The organism is Propioniciclava flava (assembly GCF_004126535.1).
GTDB lineage: Bacteria > Actinomycetota > Actinomycetes > Propionibacteriales > Propionibacteriaceae > Propioniciclava > Propioniciclava flava.
The window spans coordinates 87,618-106,542 of the sequence record NZ_PPCV01000008.1; the positions used below are offsets into that span (position 1 = coordinate 87,618).

17 protein-coding genes are annotated in these 18,925 nt (G+C 69.0%); 15 read left to right on the plus strand and 2 right to left on the minus strand.

The window, feature by feature from the left end:
* The first annotated feature begins 98 nt into the window (after positions 1–98).
* From C1706_RS11660 to C1706_RS11680, 5 genes are all read left to right on the plus strand, one after another.
* A complete protein-coding gene (locus C1706_RS11660; protein ID WP_129459415.1) occupies positions 99–1,595 on the plus strand; it encodes a multicopper oxidase family protein in 1,497 nt (498 codons plus the stop codon).
* A 104-nt stretch (positions 1,596–1,699) separates the two neighbouring features.
* The gene (locus C1706_RS11665; RefSeq protein ID WP_129459416.1) at positions 1,700–2,017 is read left to right on the plus strand and encodes a hypothetical protein; all 318 of its coding nucleotides are present in this window, start codon (positions 1,700–1,702) and stop codon (positions 2,015–2,017) included.
* A gap of 89 nt (positions 2,018–2,106) precedes the next feature.
* Positions 2,107–4,551: a heavy metal translocating P-type ATPase gene (locus C1706_RS11670; protein ID WP_129459417.1), complete on the plus strand. Its 2,445-nt coding sequence runs from the start codon at positions 2,107–2,109 to the stop codon at positions 4,549–4,551.
* A gap of 103 nt (positions 4,552–4,654) precedes the next feature.
* Entirely contained in the window at positions 4,655–7,426 is a 2,772-nt protein-coding gene (locus C1706_RS11675; protein WP_129459418.1) for a heavy metal translocating P-type ATPase, read from the plus strand.
* Positions 7,398–7,742 (plus strand): metal-sensitive transcriptional regulator, encoded by a 345-nt coding sequence (locus C1706_RS11680; RefSeq protein ID WP_129459419.1) that lies wholly within the window; start codon positions 7,398–7,400, stop codon positions 7,740–7,742. Before C1706_RS11675 ends, C1706_RS11680 begins: the two co-directional genes overlap by 29 nt.
* A gap of 101 nt (positions 7,743–7,843) precedes the next feature.
* On the opposite strand, the gene C1706_RS11685 is transcribed toward C1706_RS11680, so the two are convergent.
* The gene (locus C1706_RS11685) at positions 7,844–8,443 is read right to left on the minus strand and encodes a DUF305 domain-containing protein (protein WP_164987541.1); all 600 of its coding nucleotides are present in this window, start codon (positions 8,441–8,443) and stop codon (positions 7,844–7,846) included.
* Between the two features lie 249 nt (positions 8,444–8,692).
* Between C1706_RS11685 and C1706_RS11690 the strand changes: the two genes are divergently transcribed.
* The 10 genes from C1706_RS11690 to C1706_RS11735 all read left to right on the plus strand — a co-directional run bounded on the left by C1706_RS11690 (position 8,693) and on the right by C1706_RS11735 (position 16,436).
* Positions 8,693–9,466 carry a prolipoprotein diacylglyceryl transferase gene (locus tag C1706_RS11690; protein ID WP_129459421.1) on the plus strand — a complete coding sequence of 258 codons (774 nt, stop codon included), beginning with the start codon at positions 8,693–8,695 and terminating at the stop codon, positions 9,464–9,466.
* Positions 9,467–9,494: 28 nt separating this feature from the next.
* Positions 9,495–11,078: an apolipoprotein N-acyltransferase gene (gene lnt, locus C1706_RS11695; protein WP_129459422.1), complete on the plus strand. Its 1,584-nt coding sequence runs from the start codon at positions 9,495–9,497 to the stop codon at positions 11,076–11,078.
* Between the two features lie 46 nt (positions 11,079–11,124).
* Complete coding sequence (locus tag C1706_RS14175; protein ID WP_051208216.1) at positions 11,125–11,586, plus strand: hypothetical protein; 462 nt, start codon at positions 11,125–11,127, stop codon at positions 11,584–11,586.
* Positions 11,587–11,773: 187 nt separating this feature from the next.
* The gene (locus tag C1706_RS11705; protein WP_241653559.1) at positions 11,774–12,949 is read left to right on the plus strand and encodes a YibE/F family protein; all 1,176 of its coding nucleotides are present in this window, start codon (positions 11,774–11,776) and stop codon (positions 12,947–12,949) included.
* Between the two features lie 100 nt (positions 12,950–13,049).
* Complete coding sequence (locus C1706_RS11710) at positions 13,050–13,670, plus strand: DUF305 domain-containing protein (protein ID WP_129459424.1); 621 nt, start codon at positions 13,050–13,052, stop codon at positions 13,668–13,670.
* Positions 13,671–13,809: 139 nt separating this feature from the next.
* The gene (locus C1706_RS11715) at positions 13,810–14,124 is read left to right on the plus strand and encodes a glutaredoxin (RefSeq protein ID WP_241653556.1); all 315 of its coding nucleotides are present in this window, start codon (positions 13,810–13,812) and stop codon (positions 14,122–14,124) included.
* Positions 14,124–15,101 (plus strand): cytochrome c biogenesis CcdA family protein, encoded by a 978-nt coding sequence (locus C1706_RS11720; RefSeq protein WP_129459426.1) that lies wholly within the window; start codon positions 14,124–14,126, stop codon positions 15,099–15,101. The genes C1706_RS11715 and C1706_RS11720 overlap by 1 nt, the downstream gene beginning before the upstream one ends.
* Positions 15,102–15,106: 5 nt before the next feature.
* Complete coding sequence (locus tag C1706_RS11725; RefSeq protein ID WP_129459427.1) at positions 15,107–15,727, plus strand: peroxiredoxin family protein; 621 nt, start codon at positions 15,107–15,109, stop codon at positions 15,725–15,727.
* 115 nt (positions 15,728–15,842) lie between these two features.
* The gene (locus C1706_RS11730) at positions 15,843–16,085 is read left to right on the plus strand and encodes an SHOCT domain-containing protein (protein ID WP_129459428.1); all 243 of its coding nucleotides are present in this window, start codon (positions 15,843–15,845) and stop codon (positions 16,083–16,085) included.
* Between the two features lie 63 nt (positions 16,086–16,148).
* Positions 16,149–16,436, plus strand: a complete 288-nt coding sequence (locus tag C1706_RS11735) for a heavy-metal-associated domain-containing protein (RefSeq protein WP_129459429.1) — start codon at positions 16,149–16,151, stop codon at positions 16,434–16,436.
* Positions 16,437–16,878: 442 nt separating this feature from the next.
* On the opposite strand, the gene C1706_RS11740 is transcribed toward C1706_RS11735, so the two are convergent.
* Positions 16,879–18,663 carry a serine/threonine-protein kinase gene (locus C1706_RS11740; RefSeq protein ID WP_129459430.1) on the minus strand — a complete coding sequence of 595 codons (1,785 nt, stop codon included), beginning with the start codon at positions 18,661–18,663 and terminating at the stop codon, positions 16,879–16,881.
* Positions 18,664–18,925: the final 262 nt, after the last annotated feature.

Genomic DNA, 18,925 nt, shown 5'->3' on the forward strand with positions numbered 1-18,925 from the left:
GCCACCGCCGGGCGCTCGCAGCCTCGGGCTTCGGCCGAGCCGCCGGCCCGGACCGACTCCTCCTCAACGTCTCGAATAGCACCCATCGAAAGGCACCCATGACTGGCATGTCCCGACGCACGCTCCTGCTCGGCGGACTCGGCCTCGGCGCCGCCGCCCTGACGGGCTGCACCTCCGCGCCGGCCGCCGGCCCCGTCCCCTCCGCGTCTGGCCCGATGCCGACGCTCCCGCCGGCCACCCCGAGACCCGGGCAACGGATCGTCGAGCAGGTCTTGACCGCCAAGCCTGTGACCCTCGACCTCGGCGGACCCACCGTCCCTACCTGGGCCTACGGCGACACCGCGCCCGGTCCGCTCGTGAGGGCTACCGCGGGTGACTTCCTCCGGATACGTCTTGACAACCAGTTGCCCGCGGACACGACCATCCACTGGCACGGGATCCGGCTGCACAACAAGGCGGACGGGGTGCCCGGCATGACGCAGGACCCGGTCCCGGCCGGCGGGTCGTTCACCTACGAGTTCACCGCGCCGGATCCCGGCACGTACTTCTTCCACCCGCACGTCGGCGTCCAACTCGACCGTGGCCTGTACGCCCCCCTGATCGTCGACGACCCGAACGAGCCGGGCGCCTACGACGCCGAGTGGGTGGTCGTGCTGGACGACTGGGTCGACGGCACCGGCCGCACCCCCGACGACGTCCTCGCGAAGCTGATCGCCGACGGGGGCCCTGCCCCCAGCGGCGGCATGGGTGGGATGGGGGGCATGGACCACGGCGGTCACGGTGGCGGCAACGCTCCGCAACCGTGGGGCGACGCCGGCGACGTCACCTACCCCTACTTCCTGATCAACGGACGCGTCCCCACCGCACCCGCCACGTTCGAGGCCAAGCCGGGCCAGCGCGTCAGGATCCGGCTCATCAATGCGGCGTCCGACACGATCTTCACGGTCGCGCTCGGCGGCCACCGCCTGACGGTCACCCACAGCGACGGCTTCCCCGTGGAACCGCGGGAGGTCGACGCCCTCTACCTCGGCATGGGCGAGCGCTACGACGCCCTCGTCACCCTCGACGACGGCGTGTTCCCCCTGGTGGCTCGTCCGTTCGGCAAGACCGAGGGCGGCCAGGGCTTGGCCCTGGTCAGGACCGGTTCGGGTCAGGCCCCCGGCCCCGACGTGTCGCCCGCCGAACTGGCCGGGCGCATCCTGCTGGCCACCGACCTGCGTCCCCACGAGTCGGTGAGGCTGCCTTCACGATCGCCGGACGCCACCGCGCACATGTCGTTGGAGGGGTCGATGAGCCCGTACCGGTGGGGCATCAACGGGGCCCCGTTCGGGCAGAACCAGCCGCTCACCGTGCGTGAGGGGCAACGGCTGCGGCTCAACGTGATGAACATGACGATGATGACCCACCCCCTGCATCTGCACGGGCACACGTTCGCGCTGCCGACAGGGCTACGGAAGGACACGGTGCTTCTGGCGCCGATGCAGTCGATGGCGCTCGAGCTGGACGCCGACAACGTCGGTGACTGGATGGTCCACTGCCACAACATCTATCACGCCGAGGCCGGGATGATGATCGGCCTGCTCTACCGCGGCTGAGCGGGAACGTTGACGCGACCTTGACGGTTTCCACAACCAGACCCGACCTTCGTCGACCAGCCTCGTTGGTGTAACGATCCGACCGACGCCAAGGAGTCCCTGCCATGAATCACGACCACACCGACCATCGCGCCATCCCGCCGGCCGGCAGCGACCCGTACGACCGGTTCGCCGCCGACCCGTTCGCGCCGACCACCCCGGCACCGCCCGTTGGGCAGCAGGCCCCTACGGCCCAGCCCGTGCGGCACCGGTGGTGGATGCACCTGCTGATGTGCGCCCCGATGCTGGCTGTCGTCGGATTCCTCGTCGCCACCGGGGCGGCGGGCGGCGGCGTCATCGGCTACGCCCTGCTGTGCATGGCGATGATGGGCGCGATGATGCTGTTCATGAACCAGGGCTCCGCTGGCGGCCACAAGCATTGACCCCGACACCCCCACGAACCCCATCGCCGAGCCACCCCGATCCCCCGAGTGGCTCGGCGATGGCCCGTCCGCCCTGACAGGAGAATGTGATGAACCTGAACTCCACCGCCGAGTCGGTCGTGCTGCACGTGGGTGGCCTGCACTGGGCCACCACCGCCCACGGCGTCGAACAGACCCTCCTGACCCGGCCAGGCGTGCTGGCGGTCGACGCGAACGCGATCTCGCAGACGGCGACCGTCACGTTCGACCCGACGCGGACCGACGTCGCCGAACTTCAGGGCTGGGTGCGCGAGTGTGGCTACCACTGTGCCGGCGAGTCACAGCCCACCCACGTGTGCGTTCCCCGCATCGAACCGGCAGGTCATCCCGGCGGGCACGCAGCCCCGGACGCCCACGCGCGGCACGGCGGCCCCGGAACCACGGTGCCGCACGGTCATGGGGGGCACGACCAGGCGGCGAGCCACGCCGCGGGGGTGGTGATCTCGCCGCATGACGCGATGGGTCATGGCGGTCATGGGGGGATGTCGATGGACGCCATGGTCGCCGACATGCGCAACCGGTTCCTGGTCGCGGCGGTGCTGTCGGTGCCGATCACGTTGTTCTCCCCGATGGGACGCGACATGCTCGGCTTCGGGCTGCCGGCGCCGTTCGGGTTGCGGGACGAGGTGTTCGCCCTGGTGTTGTCGCTGCCGGTGGTGTTCTACGCGGGCTGGATCTTCTTCGACGGGGCTTTCCGCGCCCTGCGGAACCGGACGCTGGACATGATGGTGCTGGTCGCGATCGCGATCGGCGCCGGGTGGCTGTACAGCCTGTACGTCACGCTCACCGGTGGTGGCGAGGTGTTCTTCGAGGCGGCCGCGGTGCTGACCACGTTCGTCTTGTTGGGGCACTGGTTCGAGATGCGGGCCCGCGGCGGCGCGAACGACGCCATCCGGGCGTTGCTGGACCTGGCGCCGCCGATGGCGACGGTGATTCGTGACGGGGTCGAGGCCGACGTGCCCACCAGCGAGGTGCTGGTCGGCGACCTGGTGCTGGTCCGTCCCGGCGCGAAGGTGCCCGTCGACGGCGTCGTCCGGGAGGGCCGTTCCGAGGTGGACGAGTCGATGGTGACCGGGGAGTCCTTGCCGGTCGACAAGACGGTCGGTTCAGCGGTGGTGGGGGCGTCGATCAACACCACGGGGACGCTGCGGGTGGAGGCCACCAAGGTGGGCGCGGACAGCGCCCTGGCGCAGATCGTCGCGCTGGTGCAGCAGGCGCAGAACTCGAAGGCCCCCGGCCAGCGGCTCGCGGACCGGGCGGCGTTCTGGCTGGTGCTGGTGGCCATCATCGGAGGAGGGCTCACGTTCGGGGCCTGGCTGCTGGCCGGCGCGTCGGTCCAGACGGCGATGCTGTTCGCGATCACGGTGGTGGTCATCACCTGCCCCGACGCCCTCGGACTGGCGACGCCGACCGCGATCATGGTCGGCACCGGTCTGGGCGCCAAGCGAGGAGTGTTGTTCAAGAACGCCACCGCCCTGGAGACCTCCGCGAAGGTCAACACGGTGGTGATGGACAAGACCGGCACGCTCACCCGCGGCGAACCCGAGGTGACCCAGGTCATCGCCGTCGGGGGCGACCCCCACCTCGACCTGGTCGCGGCGGTGGAGCGCGAATCCGAACACCCGCTCGCGGCCGCCGTGGTCACCCATGCCGACGCCCTCGGCGTCGCGACCCGTAAGGCTGCCGAGTTTCGCAACGTGCCCGGCCACGGGGCCACCGCCGTCGTCGACGGACTGGACGTTGCGGTCGGAAACCGGCGGCTCATGGAGTCCCTCGGTGTCGACCTGTCGGCGGCGGGGCCGATCCGCGAGCGGGTCGCCGCCCAGGGCCAGACCGCCGTGTTCGCCGCGGTGGACGGCCGCATCGTGGCGGTCATCGGGTTGGCGGACGCCCCCCGCGAGACCTCCGCCCGGGCGGTCGCGGCGTTGCACGACCAGGGAGTGCAGGTCGTGATGCTGACCGGGGACAATCAGGCGACCGCACAGCGGATCGCCGCCCAGCTGGGGATCGACACGGTGATCGCGGACGTGCTGCCCGGCGACAAGGCCGCCCATGTGGCCGATCTACAACGCCAGGGGCGGGTGGTGGCGATGGTCGGTGATGGTGTCAACGACGCCCCTGCTCTGGCCCAGGCTGACGTGGGGGTCGCGATCGGGGCGGGCACCGATGTGGCGATCGAGACGGCCGACCTGGTCCTCATGCGGTCGGACCCCCTCGACGTGCCGACCGCCCTGACCATCGGCCGTGGCACGCTGCGGAAGATGCGGCAGAACCTGGGCTGGGCGGTCGGTTACAACGTGGTCGCCCTGCCGATCGCGGCCGGCGTGTTTGCCGGCGTCGGGCTGACCCTACGGCCAGAGATCGCTGCGCTGTCGATGTCCGGTTCCAGCCTGATCGTCGCTGTCAACGCCCTGCTGCTGAAGCGGTTGCGGCTCCCCGACGAGCACCACCGCCGACCAGGCACCCCGGCCGCGCAGGCTGCGTCGGGATCTTGACGCGACCTTGATCCGATCCTGCCGATCCGGACACGAGACCCACCTAACCTGACACCAGAAGCGGTACCCCTGGGGGGTATCAGGACAAGGTGAGGTGGTTGTGATGAGTTGGCTCGTCATCGGCGGCGCGGTGGTCGTCACCGGGTTGTTGTGGTGGTTCTTCTTCGGTCCGAAGCAGGCCGGACAGGTGAGCCTGGAGGACGGCGTCCAGGTGGTGCGGGTCACCGTCGACGGTGGCTACAGCCCGGACGTGATCGAGGGCGTCCGCCCGGGCATACCGGTCAGGCTCCTGTTCGACCGGCAGGAGAGCGGTGAGTGCACCTCGCGGGTGGTCATGCCCGACTTCAAGGTCAACGCAGCGCTGCCGGCGTTCCGGACCACGGCGGTCGAGTTCCTTCCCACCGAAACGGGGGAGTACCGGTTCGCGTGCGGGATGAACATGGTGTCCGGGGTGATCCGTGTCAGCGGGAACCCCCCGGCCGATACCCAAGGCGGCGGCACCGTGGTGGAGCAGGCCTCCCGGCCGGTGGACGGAACGACCGCGGCCGGCGGCACCGCCCCCGACGCGGAGGCGGAGGAGGCTGAGCGTGCCGCCGAAATCCGCGACTTGACCCGCCGCCTGCTGGTGGGTGCGGTGCTGTCGGCGCCGGTGCTGGTCGCGGTGATGGCGGTGGAGTTGTTCCAGGCGATGTGGGTTCCCGAGTTCCTGATGAACCCGTGGCTACAGCTGGCGTTGATCGCTCCGGTGATGTTCTACACCGGCTGGCCGATCCACCGCACCGGCTGGAAGGCGCTGTCGCACCGGACCGCCGACATGAACTCGCTGATCACCTTGGGCACGTTTGCCGCCTTCGGCTACAGCCTGGTGGTCACGTTCCTGCCCTGGCTGCTGCCCGACGCGCTGCGGCACGTCTACTACGAGGCCGTCGGGGTGATCATCACCCTCATCCTGCTCGGGCGGCTGCTCGAGACGAAAGCGAAGGCCGGCACCGGTGAGGCAATCCGCGCCCTGATCGGGCTGCAGCCCCGCACCGCCCGGGTTGAGCGCGACGGTGCCGAACTCGAGGTCGGCGTTGACGAGGTGCGGGTCGGAGACATCGTGCTGATCCGGCCCGGGGAGAAGCTCCCGGTCGACGGCGAGGTGACCAGCGGCTCCTCCTCGATCGATGAGTCCATGGTGACCGGCGAATCCATGCCGGTGACCAAGTCCGTCGGGGACACCGTGATCGGCGCCACCATCAACACCACCGGCGCCCTGCGCTACCGCGCCACCAAGGTCGGCGCCGACACGATGCTGGCCCAGATCATCAAGCTGGTCCGCGAAGCCCAAGGCTCCAAGGCGCCCATCCAGCGGCTCGCCGACCAGGTGTCCAGCTACTTCGTGCCCGCGGTGATCGTGATCGCGGTGTGGACCTTCGTCGCCTGGGTGCTCGTCGGCCCGCCGCCGGTGTTCATCTTCGCGCTCGTCGCCGCCGTGTCGGTGCTGATCATCGCCTGCCCCTGCGCCCTAGGGCTCGCCACTCCCATGTCGATCACCGTCGGCACCGGCAAAGGGGCCGCGCACGGCATCCTGATCCGCTCCGCCGAGGCGCTCGAGACCGCCCACAAGTTGCAGACGATCATCCTCGACAAGACCGGCACCCTGACCCGCGGCGTCCCGGCCCTCACCGACGTCATCCCCGTGACCGACGGGGGTGAGGACCGCCTCCTGGCCGCTGTCGCCGGGGTCGAGCGGGCCTCCGAGCACCCGCTGGCGGCCGCGATCGTGGCCGGGGCGACCGAGCGTGGGCTCGCTGTGCCCGAGGTCGACGGGTTCGAGTCCGTCACCGGCCAAGGGGTGATGGCGCGGGTCGACGGGCGGCGCGTGCTGGTCGGCAATCGCCGGCTGCTGGACGCGTTCGGGGTGGACGCGGCCGTCCTGCTCGCCGCCCACGACCGGCTGGCCGCCGAAGGCAAGACCGCGATGCTGGTCGCGGTCGACGGACGCCCCGCCGGCGTGGTGGCCGTGGCCGACACCCTCAAGGAAGGCGCCCCGGCGGCGGTCGCCGCCCTCCAGGCCCGCGGCATCGAGGTCGTGATGATGACCGGTGACAACCGGCACACCGCCGCCGCGATCGCCCGCCAGGTCGGCATCACCCGCGTCGTCGCCGAGGTCATGCCCGACCACAAGGCCGCCGAGGTCCGGCGCCTGCAGGCCGACGGCAAGGTGGTCGGCATGGTCGGCGACGGCATCAACGACGCCCCCGCCCTCGCCCAGGCCGACGTCGGGTCGGCGATCGGGACCGGCACCGACGTCGCGATCGAGTCCTCCGACATCACGTTGGTCTCGGGGGCACTGGTGGGCATAGTGACCGCCGTCGACCTGTCCCGGGCCACCATGCGCAACATCAAGCAGAACCTGGTGTTCGCGTTCCTGTACAACATCCTGGGCATCCCGATCGCCGCCGGCGTGCTCTATCCGGCGTTCGGGATCACCCTCAGCCCGATCATCGCCGCCGCCGCGATGGCACTGTCGTCGCTGTCGGTGGTCGCCAACGCGAACCGGCTCCGCCGGTTCACCCCCCGTCCACTGGCTGCCACCACCCAGGTGGCCGGCGTCGACCCGCTCGTCGAGGTGGGCGGCAGCGTCGAAGCCTCACACCACACCCAACGAAAGGAAACCACCATGTTCGGCCTGTTCGGCAAGAAGAAGGACACCACCACCGCCAAGGTCGTCGACCCCGTGTGCGGTATGAAGATCAACCCCGCTGACGCTGCCGCCACCCGCGACCACGACGGCACCACGATCTACTTCTGCTCCAAGGGCTGCGCCGAAACCTTCGACGCGGACCCGCACCGTTACGCGCATGGACCCTCCGGCGCCGGCCACCACTGACCCGGGCGCTTCCGCCCCTGCAGCCCACGGGAGTGCGTCGGCCTCACGGACCCGACGTGCCCTGCTGGGCCGGCTGCGGCGCATCGAGGGGCAGGTCCGCGGGATCGCCCGGATGGTCGACGGCGACGCCGACTGCATCGAGATCCTCACCCAGGTGGCCGCAGTCACCCACGCCCTCGAAGCCGCAGCCCTGATGCTGGTCGACCAACACCTCCGCGACTGCCTGCAGCGGGGGGCAGCCACCACCGTGGCCGACGAGCAGACCGAACAGGTGGAGCAGGCCCTCCGGGCCGTCGAACGGCTGCTCCGCACTTGAAGCTGGTCCTGCGTGTGAAAAGGGCGGGTGGGTCGCGAACGCGACCCCCCGCCCTTGCGCGTCACGCCTCCGTCGGGCCGCCCGCGGGGGCAGGGCCTCGATCAGGCTGTGCCGACCGGTCGGCCGCCCGGCAGGTCATACCACTCCTGCAGCCAGTCCTGCATCTGCGCGATCTCTGCCAGTTGGGCGTCTCGGATGTCGCTGCACAGGGTCAGCAGTTCGTCGTGCTCGGCGTTCGCCAGGCACTTCTCGGCCTCCCGGATCGCCCCCCAGTGGTGGCGGATCATCGACCGCAGGAACGCCACCTCGAACTCCTCGCCGTCCAGGTCGTGGAACCGGTGCATCGACTGCATCCCAGTCATGTCCGGCTCGTGGGAGATGCCGTACCAGTCCTCCAGCCACTGCTGCATGGTCGCGATCTCGGCCGACTGGGTGGCCACGATCGACTCACACGTCGCTGCGAGCTCGTCGTGGACCGCCTTCTCGACGCACATCTCGGCCATCATCACGGCCATGTGGTGGTGGTCGATCATCCCGGTCAGGAAGTCGACCTCGAACCGGGCCGCCTGATCGGACGCCGCCGGTGCGCTCGCCTGTGCCGGTGGTGCGGCCGCCACCGCCACCCCGGTCAGGGCGCCGGTCGCCAGCAGGGCCGCAGTCAAGCCGGACGCCACCCGTCGGGTCAGGTTCGTGTGTTCCATCATGCCTCCCTTGGTTGTTCGCCTCAGGTGTGAGGATGGGCATCGACGCTACCCACCGGGGTTTCGCGGCGTCGAGCCCCGGATCGGGGTTCTTGGCCGAATCTTGAGGTTTTCGCCAGGCACCCCCGCCCAGTTTCATCGGCTTCTTGACGTGATCTTGGCTGCCGCTCAGGGGGCCCTTGACCCCGGCCCGCGACAGTGGGAGCCGGCGTGCCACGCGGGTGCGTCGCTTGATGGAGGAGTCTCGCCGTGTGGCCGGTGTTGTTCTCAGTGTTCGGAATCCAGATCCAGTCGTACGGGGTGAGCAAGGCCCTCGCGGCGCTGGTCGCCGCGTGGCTGCTCGGCCGGGCCTTCCGCCGGCTCGGCTTCCCGGTGGAGCAGGCGCACTCGCTGGTTCTGTGGGCGGCGGTGTGGGGGTTCGTGGCCGCCAAGGTGTACTTCCTGATCGACAACCGCGCCCAGTTCAGCTGGCACCTGCTCGGTAGCTCGGGGTTCGTCTGGTACGGCGGGCTGATCGGCGGCATCCTCACCGTCGTCGTCCTGACCCGCCGCTACCGGCTGCCTCTGGCCAGCGTGGCCGGCGCGACCGCGATCCCCCTGTCGGTGGCGTACGGGATCGGCAGGATCGGCTGCTTCCTGGCGGGCGATGGCACCTACGGCACGCCGACCGACCTGCCCTGGGGGATGGCCTTCCCGAACGGCGTCGTGCCGGTGACCGTCCCGGTTCACCCCGCCCAGTTGTACGAGGCTGCCGGCGCGTTCGCGATCGCCGCCGTGCTCTGGCTGCTGGCCCGCCGCTGGCTGCCGCTGTCAGTGTTCGGCGGCTACCTCGCCCTCAGCGGGGCCGCGCGACTGCTGGTCGAGATCGTCCGGGTCAACGACCGCGTCCTGCTCGGCCTCACCGAAGCGCAACTGTTCGGCGTGCTCAGCATCATCGCCGGCGTCATGCTGATCGCGGTCGACCGCCGGCAGCGGACCCCCGAGCCCGCCGCCGCACTCCCGGTCGAGCCGGCACGCGTGTGATCCACTCGGTGAGACGGCCACGCCCGCGATGACGACCCTGCGGACCGCACGGGACGCGGCGTGGGCCCGGCAGCGGTGGCCGCGTCACTGGGCACCGCTGGTCGCGGCGGGGGCGGCGGGTGCGGCGGGGTTGATGACGGGCACGGGTGTCGCACCGCTGGGCTGGTGGCTCGCCCCACCGCTTGGCGTCATGGTGCTCACCGTCGCCGTGCACCGGAGCACGTCGCTCCGGGCTGCGGCTGCCTTGGGGCTGGCCTACGGCCTTGGCCTGTCCGGACCAACCCTGGGCTGGATGGCCGCCATCCACCCGGCCGCCCTGGTAGGGCTGCTGTTGCTCTCCTCCAGCTGGTCTGCGGTCACGGCCGTGCTGGTCCGCGCCGCCGGCCGGAGCCGCGGCTGGCCCGTACTGGCAGCCCTGGCCTGGTTGGGCGTGGAGTTCCTCGCCGCCCGCGTCCCGTTCGGCGGCTTCGGCTGGCTGCGGCTCGGCTACACCCAGATCGACTCGCCCCTGGCCGGGCTGTACCCCTTCATCGGGGTGGCCGGCGTCAGCTTCTCCGTGGTCCTCACGGGACAGCTGGGCGCCTGGATCCTGCTGGGGCCCTCCAGGCGGCGCCTGGCCTGGTCCGCGGCGTGGCTGGTCGTCGTCACCGGCGCCGCCACCGCCGGTACCGTGACCCCGACCCCGCCCCCTGACGGCGTCGTCACCGCGGGCTGGGTCCAGGGTGGCGCACCCGGCGGCGGCGTCTACGGCCTCGGCCCGCCTCGCACCATCACCACCAACCAAGCACGGGCCACCCGCGAACTGGCCGCCGCGATCGACGCCGGCCGCCTGCCGGCCCCCGACTTCGTCGTGTGGCCCGAGAACGCCACCGACCTCGACCCCGACACCGACCAGCGCACCGGCCAGCTCGTCGAGCAGTCCGTCGCGGCCGTGGGGCGTCCCGTGCTGGTCGGCGCCATCCTCGACGGTCCCGGACCCCGCCAGCGGCGAACCGCCGCCCAATGGCGCGAACCCGACGGCCGGATCGGGCCCACCTATCAGAAACGCTCGATCGTCCCGTTCGGCGAATGGATCCCGTTCCGAGACGTGCTGCTGCCGCTGATCCCTGCCCTGCGCTACGTCGGCGCCCAGTCCGTGGCCGGCACTGATCCGGGTCTTCTCGACGTACAGCTCCCCGACGGACGCTCGATCACCCTTGGCGTGCTGGCCTGCTTCGACGTCGCCTTCGACCCCGTCGTGCACGACCTCGCCACCGCGCAGGCCGTCATCGTGCAAAGCAACAACGCCATGTACCAGGGCACCGCCCAGATCGAGCAACAGTTCGCCATCACCCGGGCCCGGGCAGCGGAACTGCGCCGCGACACCCTCGTCGTCACCACCAGCGGCATCACCGGACTCATCGATCCCACCGGTCGGGTCACCATGAAGGTCACCGAACCGGGTCCCGCCGTTGGAGTGGTGCAGCTCGGCCTGCGCACCGGGACCACCACCGCCAGCTGGCTCGCCACCCCCCTGGAGGTCACCGCGACCGTGGCCGCCGCGCTCTGGATCACGGCGCTCACGCTGACGCCTTCGCCGCGCAGGCGCTTTCATCCCTTGGTCGGATCTTGACCAGAGCCGGGCCGACACCACACCGACGTCACGCACCCTCGACGGTATGGACACCAGCCTGACCGACCCCCCGGCATCTACTCTGGCCGCCGACAGCGTCACCGCGGCCACCCCGTGGCGGGCCCGCGCCGCCGGGGCGTGGGCGGCCACCCGAGCCACGTTCGGGGCCCTGCTCGGGCTCGCACCGCATGTCCTGCACCACGTCGGGTTCCTCGCCGGCGCCGCCCTCCTGACCGGCGTCGTGGGCAACACGGTGCTCTACGCAGCCGGGATGCTGCTCAGCATCCCGATGCTCAACCGCCTCCGGAAACGGTTCGGCACCTGGAAGGCGCCAGCGCTGGGGGCGATCGCCTTCACCAGCCTGTTCACACTGTCCGCGTTCGTGATCGGGCCCGCCCTCAACCCGACACCCGTCGCACCCCAGCCCGCGGCGACCACTGGCCCCACCGGCCAGCCGCTGGAGGAACACGACGGGCACCACCCAGACACGAACCAGACCAGATCTTGACCCGGCCTTGACCTCCGGCTCATGCGCTGGCTGCCACGCTGGACGATCGTGACCACACCTCGCCTCGTCCCTCCGGTGGCCACCCCATGAGCGGGGGTCACCATCACCACCACGGGCATGATGGGGTGGACGCCGACGTGCGCGTCTCCCGGACGGCCCGCTCGCGACACTAGTGCTGTTGGCCGTCGTGGCGGCGATCACCATGGCGGGCTTGGTGTGGTTGTGGCCCACGGAACGGGTGTTGCCGGAGGGTTCGGTGCTGACGACCGAGGGGATCGTGCCCGTGCGCGGGCAGATCACCGCGATCGAGCCGTGCCCGGCGGCCCCGGACGCCCCGCCGACCGGGCCGGACGCCGGCGTCCAACACGCCTGCCTCGTCGCCCAGGTCGAACTCGACCGCCGGGCGGGCGAACTCGTGGGCGTGGAGCTGGTGGGAGTGACCGCGTGGAGCGGCCTGCAGCCCGGCGACGGCGTCCACGTGGCCGAGGTCGGCGCCACCGAGGGGGTGCCCGGGGGATGGTCGTTGATCACGGTTGACCGGATCCCGGTCCTGGCGATCTTCACGATCTTGTTCGTGGTGGCGGTGCTGGTCGTCGCCGGCCGCAAGGGCTTCTTCGGGCTGCTGGGGCTGGTGGTGTCCGGGGTGGTGCTGTTCGGGTTCATGATCCCGGCCCTCACGTCGGGACAGCCGGCTGTGTGGGTTGCGATCGTGGGGTCGACCGCCATCATGTTCGTGGTGCTCTATCTGGCCCATGGGGTGTCGTGGCGGACCACGTCAGCGTTCGTCGGCACCTGGTTGAGCCTGTTGGTGACCACCGGCCTCGGCGCGCTGGGCGTCTCGATGGCCCGGCTGAGCGGCATCTCCAGTGAGGAGACCCTCGCGCTGACCAACCTGCTCGGTGACCTCGACTTCCCTGACATCCTCACCTGTGGTCTGGTGATCGCGGACCTGGGCGTGCTGAACGACGTGACGATCACGCAGGCGTCGTCGGTGTGGGAGGTCCGGGCCGCCGGGCCGCACCTGAGCCGGGGGCAGTTGTTCGCCTCGGGCATGCGGATCGGGCGTGACCACATCGCTTCGACGATCTACACCATCGTGTTCGCGTACGCCGGCGCCGCGTTGTCGCTGTTGCTCCTGCTGTCGTTGTACGAGCAGCCGCTGAACCTGCTGCTGTCGACCGAGCAGTTCTCCGAGGAGATCATCCGCACCCTGGGCAGCGGCATCGGGCTGGTGTTGAGCGTGCCCCTGACCACCGGGGTGGCCGCTCTCACCGTCGCCGGCGCGGCTGGGGCGGCTCGCCGATCGGGTAGAGGAGCCGACGACCCCGAGCGGGCCGCCCCGGGCCCCCGGCGAGCGATCTAGGTCAAGGTATGGCCAAGCTTCGTTGCGCAGCCTTGAAAGACGGCGGGTGCCCCGCTTCCCTCGGGGGTGCGGCCGATTGTCTGCGAGAAACAGGAGAACCATGAGCGCAACACCGAAGTGGGTCACGATCGTGATGGGCGCCGCGGTAGCGGCGACCATGCTGGGGGCGTGCTCGGCCACGCCGGCGGCCACTCCCAGCCCAGCCTTGACGACAGCAGGGTCAGCGAACCCGAGCAATGCGGCCGCCCACAACGAGGCAGACACGGCGTTCGCGCAGATGATGATCGTGCACCACCAGGGTGCGATCGAGATGGCCGACCTCGCCGCCCAGCAGGCCCAGAGCGCGGACGTCCAGGCCCTGGCCGAACGCATCTCGGCGGCTCAGGGCCCCGAGATCGAGACCATGAGCGGCTGGCTTTCGGCGTGGGGCGAGGATCCGATGCCGGCCGACAGCGACATGGCCGGGATGGACCACTCGGGCATGGACATGGACGGCAGAAGCCAGGAAGAGGTGATGGCCGAGCTGCGAGGCTTATCGGGCGCCGACTTCGACCGGCAGTTTCTCACCTCGATGATCGCCCACCATCAAGGAGCGATCGAGATGGCCCAGACCCAACTCGCCGACGGCCGGGACCCGCAAGCCATCGAGCTGGCGCAGAAGATCATCGCCGACCAGGAAGCAGAGATCGAGGAGATGCAGGGATTGCTCGCATCAGCGTAGGAACCCGACCGTGGCGAGGGGCCGGCAGGTGCTGCCGGCCCCTCGCCCTCGGACGACCGCACATGCTGTTCTCAGGCCAGACGAGATCTTGAGGCTGCCTTGACCGGTCCCCCCGGTGAGGGGAACCACCATGGTCGTCGTGAACACGACGAACAACACTTGGGCCCGGGTCGGCCACCAGACCGACCGGGCTGCGTCGCCCATGGTCACCGTGGTAACCGCAGAGGCCTGCCACCTCTGTGAGGACGCCCACACGGAACTCCTGAACCGCGCGACCCAAGGGCAGCTACTGCTCGACCAGGTGGACGCCGAATCACCGCAGGGCCAGAAGCTCCTCCATCAACACCGCCCGGCCATGTTCCCCCTCGTGCTGCTCGACGGCGCGTTCCTCAGCGCCGGACGCCTCCCGCGCCGCAAGCTCGACCGCGCCCTCGCGGCACGGAAGGCCTCGTGATGGGCTCGGAACTCCTGGCAACTGGCAGCATCCTGGCCGCCTTCTTCGCGGGCACGGTGGCACTGTTCGCACCCTGCTGCATCGTCTTCCTCGCCCCGTCGTACCTGGCTGCTGCGGTCAAGAACAACCGGTGGCGCCTCCTCCCGCTGACCTTCGTCTTCGCGGCAGGCCTGGCGCTCGTCCTGGTCCCGATCACGCTCGGGGTGAGTCTGCTGGCCGGTGCGATCGCCAAGTACCACGTGATCCTGTACTGGGCCGGTGGCCTGCTCATGATCGGCCTCGGCCTGCTGGCCCTCAGCGGCCGGATGTGGTCGATGCCGTCGATGCTGCGCGCCCCCGACACCACCCGCGGCGACACTGCGACCTTCTTCAGCCTCGGCGTGTTCTCCGGGATCGCGTCCAGCTGCTGCGCCCCCGTCCTGGCAGGCGTGATGACCCTGTCCGCTCTCTCCGGCAACCCGCTCGGCGGCCTGGTCCTCGGGCTGGCGTTCGTGTTCGGCATGGTCATCCCGCTGCTCGTCATGGCACTCGTGTGGGACGCCGCCCGCCTCAACGAACGACGCTGGGGCCGGGCGAAGCCCATCAGGGTGACCGTCGCCGGCCGCACGCTGCACACCAACAGCGTGAACCTGCTCGTCGCGGTCGCCTTCGTCATCATGGGCGTCTGGGTCATCACCCTCGCTGGCACGGCGACGATGACCGGGTCGGGCACCTGGGTGCAGCTCGCCGCCGGCGACTGGGTCACCCAAGCCGCGCAGGCCGTCCTCGGCTGGCTTGCCCCGGTCCCTGAGCCCGTCCTCGGCCTCGCCTTGTTGGGGCTGGCCGGGGTGTTCGTGTGGACCACGCTCCGCGACCGCCGCCGCGACGCGCGCCAGGGAGCCGAAGAGCACGCCGACGCCGACCCCACCCTGCCGCACTGCCACAGCACGACCGACGCCGACCACCCGATCGCCGACCACGACACCGCGAGGAACTGACGACCATGCCCAGCAACCAGCGCACCACCATCAGCCGCCGGCAACAGCTCCGAGACCAACGGGCACGAGAATCAGCCAAGGAGACCAAGCGTCGCCGCCTGTTCAGAATCGCGACCGGGCTGCTGACCACGCTCATCGTCGCCCTCGTGGGGTTCGGCCTGTGGAGCGCCCGCCCCGTCGAGGGTGGCCCGTCCGGCCAGGCGCCCGCGTTCACCCTGCCGACGACCGCGGGCACCACCGTGTCCCTGGCCGACTACCGCGGCCAGCCCGTGATCCTCTACTTCAACGAGGGCGCCGGCTGCGGCTCCTGCACCCAGCAGATGGCCCTCATCGAGCAGGAGCCGGGCTTCGCCGCAGCCGGCATCACCGTGCTCCCCATCGTGATGAACACCGCCGCCCAGATCCAACCCGACCTGGACCGCTTCGGCGTCACCACCCCCTACCTGCTCGACGACGGCACGGTCTCGAAGGCCTACGACACCCTCGACAAGGGCATGCACCCAGGCCTGCCCGGGCACGGCTTCGTCCTGATCGACGCCGACGGCAACCAGGTCTGGGAGGGAAACTACCCCTCCATGTGGCTCGACCCCGCCGAACTCCTGCACGAAGCCACCAGCCGCCTGTGAACGGGCGCGAACGCTGCGCCGCCGACCTTGTAGCGATCTTGACCGACCGCAGACGGGCCGCACGCCGTTCACGCACCACCCTGGCCCTAAGGCCAGCTCAAGAAGGGAACCAATAATGATGTGGGGAGACAACAGCGGCTGGGGGATGTGGTTGGGAATGGGGATCAGCACGCTCATCCTCGTCGTCCTGATCGCTCTGTTGGTGTGGTCCATCAGCAGGATCGGCCGCGTCGAGGCGCCCAGGCCCCAGCGCGAGCGGCCGACCGCGTTGGAGCTGCTGGACGAACGCCTCGCTCGCGGGGAGATCGAACCCGACGACTACCAGCAGCGCCGACGGATCCTCGACGACCAACGCTGAACCCTGCCGGGGGGGGCGCCGACCCGCCCCCCTGCATGCCACGAACTACCCAAGGAGCGCACCGTGACGAGGACTACGATCAGGAGAGTCAGCACCTTCGGGGTGAGCGGTCTGACCTGCCCGGACTGCCTCGTCCTGCTCATGGAGCGCGTCCGACAACAGCCCGGGGTTCGGGAGGTGACCGTCGACCTTGAGCCTGCGGGTGAATCGTCCCTCACGATCGCCCCCGCGGAAGCCGTGAGCGCCGAGGAAATCCGAGCCCTGGTCGACGAGATCGGCTTCGACTACATCGCCCGCCGCAGTCACCGCCGGCCCCCCGTGGACAGGACGCTCGCTCGTGATCTCCCCTGATCCACAGCAAAGCTGGCGGACCCGAGTTCACGCACCTGCCCTGACGCCCGCCCTGGACAGAGCACCAGCATGAGCGCCGACCACGCCCACGCGTCGCAGGGCACCCATCGCAGCAAGCTCACGATCGTGGTCGGGATCACTGCCCCGTCGGCGTGAGGAATTGCATGGTCAACACCTACCGGATCGCGCGAGCTCTGGCTGCCATGCCGCCCCCGCGGCGGCAGATCCGGTTGTTCGGCACACGCTCAGAGCGATCCCGGTGACGGCGGCGGACTCCCCAGTCGACTCAGCACCACACGGTCTGCAGGGCCGTCGTGAACGTATCCTGCCCCGCGCAGGGGCCCTCCGGAACGGTTCCGTACAAAGATCCACGTTCAAGCCAGCGAGCGTCTCGGATGGCCCGCGCGTCGATCTGCGACGTGCGCACAGGCCGAGAGTTCGGCTAGCGCATGCGCGTGCCGAGGACTTTCCCGAGCGTGACGGCCACATCAAAGTCCCGATCCCACTTGAGTGCGACGAGGTCGTCGAACTCCATCTCAGGGCGGAGCAGATCGAGGACGTCGGCTTCGAACACTGAGCCCCGTTCGGCGAGGCCGAGTGCTTCTTCGCTGAAGCGGCGGTACGTGTTGCTTGAGGGAAACATGACCGAGTAGTCACCATCTACGAGCTGCCCAACGGAGACGTCCCACTTCGCTTCTAGCGTCTGCAGTGTCTCGGCAACCTTTTCGGCGTTGAACGGATTGGCTAACAAATCAACTCCCACCGCTTCTCGAGTCGAATCCAGTGGAAGTGTCTCGTTCCAAAGCACCGAGATGTGACGCTCGAAATTGATGTCTTCGCGAACTGCTTTGCTGAACTCCAGGTAGTCGGTGTTCAGATTCAAACGCATCCAGCGCGTGATCCAGAGGATCGGGGCGTTGACCAGATTTGCATGCAACGAGTCCCTACCTTCACCGTAGACAGATTCGCGGATGTGCGTCAGTAGCTCTTCGCAGTGGTAGTCCTTACAGAAGCGGAATAGGTGCGCGGATCGCTGGGGCAGACCGTTCCAGGGTGAAGAGTGATGGAGAGGGAACTCTCCTAGAATCGTTTCGAGCTCGCGTTGGAGCCTCGGCTTGGCTGCCGACAACACGAGAGCGTCGTCGGTCTCGTCCCACCGTCCGGCGCCCTCGTAGTCGAACTTCGCCTTGCAGGAAGCATATATAGCGACTTGAGCACACGTATTGAATAGCTCCGTGCTCACCCGGTAAGCGACCTCGCAATGGGGGTAATTCGGGTTGAATCTGCTGAGCTCCCCATCGCCGACCTGTTCGAAGATCTGCTTTGCCGACAGCACGTCTCTCGCGGCACGGCTGAGAATCCGATCGACCTCGTCGGATGAACTGTCGATGGGCACTTCGTTAGGGCGCAGATCATCGGAGAGCTCCGCGATTGTCTCGTCGATCCGCTGAAGGATCACCCGAAGCATGCCGCGAACGCTGTCGATGCGGAGTCGCTGCGCCTCGTCTTGGAGAAGCATCTGTTCAATGATCAGGTCGAGGTCGCCGAGGAACGGGTATAGATCACGCACAAGCACGTGTCGCCGCCCTCGCGCATTCTGCTTCGTGAACATCTCGGTTACAACAAGGCCGAGCGCGAAGACGTCCGCCGGTTTGCCGATACCGAGGGCGTTGTTCCTCATCATTTGCTCAGGAGCGAGGTAGTTGCGGTTCGCCAGGAGCTCCCCGCGATTCGTGAGCAAGGAGTCCTTGAAATGCGCGATACCAAAGTCGGCCAGGACGAGCCGACGCTTATCCGGGTTGACGAGGACATTCTCAGGTTTGATGTCGCGATGCACTATGCCATCGCGATGCACGTATGCGAGAGCATCGCAGAGCTGGCATGTGTAGTCGAGAAGCAAATCAGCATCTGTTTCGTCGCTGATCACGCTTCGCAGTGTCATCGGATAGAAGTCCATGACGTAATAGAAGGAGGTCGCGTCCTCTGAGGACGCGTGGACCTTCACGACGTTCGGGTGGTTCGATGTCCGTCCGTACCCCATCTCTTGCATGAAACGCTTGTTGCGAGCGGAGTCCGCGTTGCCATCCTTCTCGATTCGTTTGATTGCGAACACCTGACCATCGGGCATGCGCCGGACCTTCCAAACCACGGCTGATCCGCCCTGTCCCAGAGTTGAATCGAGCTCGTAGGTGTCGCCATTGATGATGAAGGGTCCATGCTTCGGCATGAGCCCACGCTACTGACGTCCTCGGGTCATGATGTCGGCCCGCCTGGCGCGAGTGGGGTCCGATCGCCCTGACGGGCCGGGAGATGCCTGGAAGTTGCCAAGGCGAGCGAGCCATGTGCCGGATCACCGATAGGCGCGAACCGCGCGTAGACCTCGCAGTATTCGGCCCACACGACAGCTGTTCTCAGATCTCAGGCACGTCTTCGTCTGGTGGACTCGGCCTGGCTTCGGTGACTTCCTCTGGGCTGCGGCAATCCGACAC

Excerpts from the sequence above, each read along its gene's own strand:
- lnt (WP_129459422.1), top strand. The coding sequence starts at position 9,495 with ATGACGACCCTGCGGACCGCACGGGACGCGGCGTGGGCCCGGCAGCGG.
- C1706_RS11720 (WP_129459426.1), top strand. The coding sequence starts at position 14,124 with ATGGGCTCGGAACTCCTGGCAACTGGCAGCATCCTGGCCGCCTTCTTC.
- C1706_RS11710 (WP_129459424.1), top strand. The coding sequence starts at position 13,050 with ATGAGCGCAACACCGAAGTGGGTCACGATCGTGATGGGCGCCGCGGTA.
- C1706_RS11675 (WP_129459418.1), top strand. The coding sequence starts at position 4,655 with ATGAGTTGGCTCGTCATCGGCGGCGCGGTGGTCGTCACCGGGTTGTTG.
- C1706_RS11660 (WP_129459415.1), top strand. The coding sequence starts at position 99 with ATGACTGGCATGTCCCGACGCACGCTCCTGCTCGGCGGACTCGGCCTC.
- C1706_RS11685 (WP_164987541.1), bottom strand. The coding sequence starts at position 8,443 with ATGGAACACACGAACCTGACCCGACGGGTGGCGTCCGGCTTGACTGCG.
- C1706_RS11740 (WP_129459430.1), bottom strand. The coding sequence starts at position 18,663 with ATGCCGAAGCATGGACCCTTCATCATCAATGGCGACACCTACGAGCTC.
- C1706_RS11725 (WP_129459427.1), top strand. The coding sequence starts at position 15,107 with ATGCCCAGCAACCAGCGCACCACCATCAGCCGCCGGCAACAGCTCCGA.
- C1706_RS11730 (WP_129459428.1), top strand. The coding sequence starts at position 15,843 with ATGATGTGGGGAGACAACAGCGGCTGGGGGATGTGGTTGGGAATGGGG.
- C1706_RS11670 (WP_129459417.1), top strand. The coding sequence starts at position 2,107 with ATGAACCTGAACTCCACCGCCGAGTCGGTCGTGCTGCACGTGGGTGGC.
- C1706_RS11665 (WP_129459416.1), top strand. The coding sequence starts at position 1,700 with ATGAATCACGACCACACCGACCATCGCGCCATCCCGCCGGCCGGCAGC.
- C1706_RS11680 (WP_129459419.1), top strand. The coding sequence starts at position 7,398 with ATGGACCCTCCGGCGCCGGCCACCACTGACCCGGGCGCTTCCGCCCCT.
- C1706_RS14175 (WP_051208216.1), top strand. The coding sequence starts at position 11,125 with ATGGACACCAGCCTGACCGACCCCCCGGCATCTACTCTGGCCGCCGAC.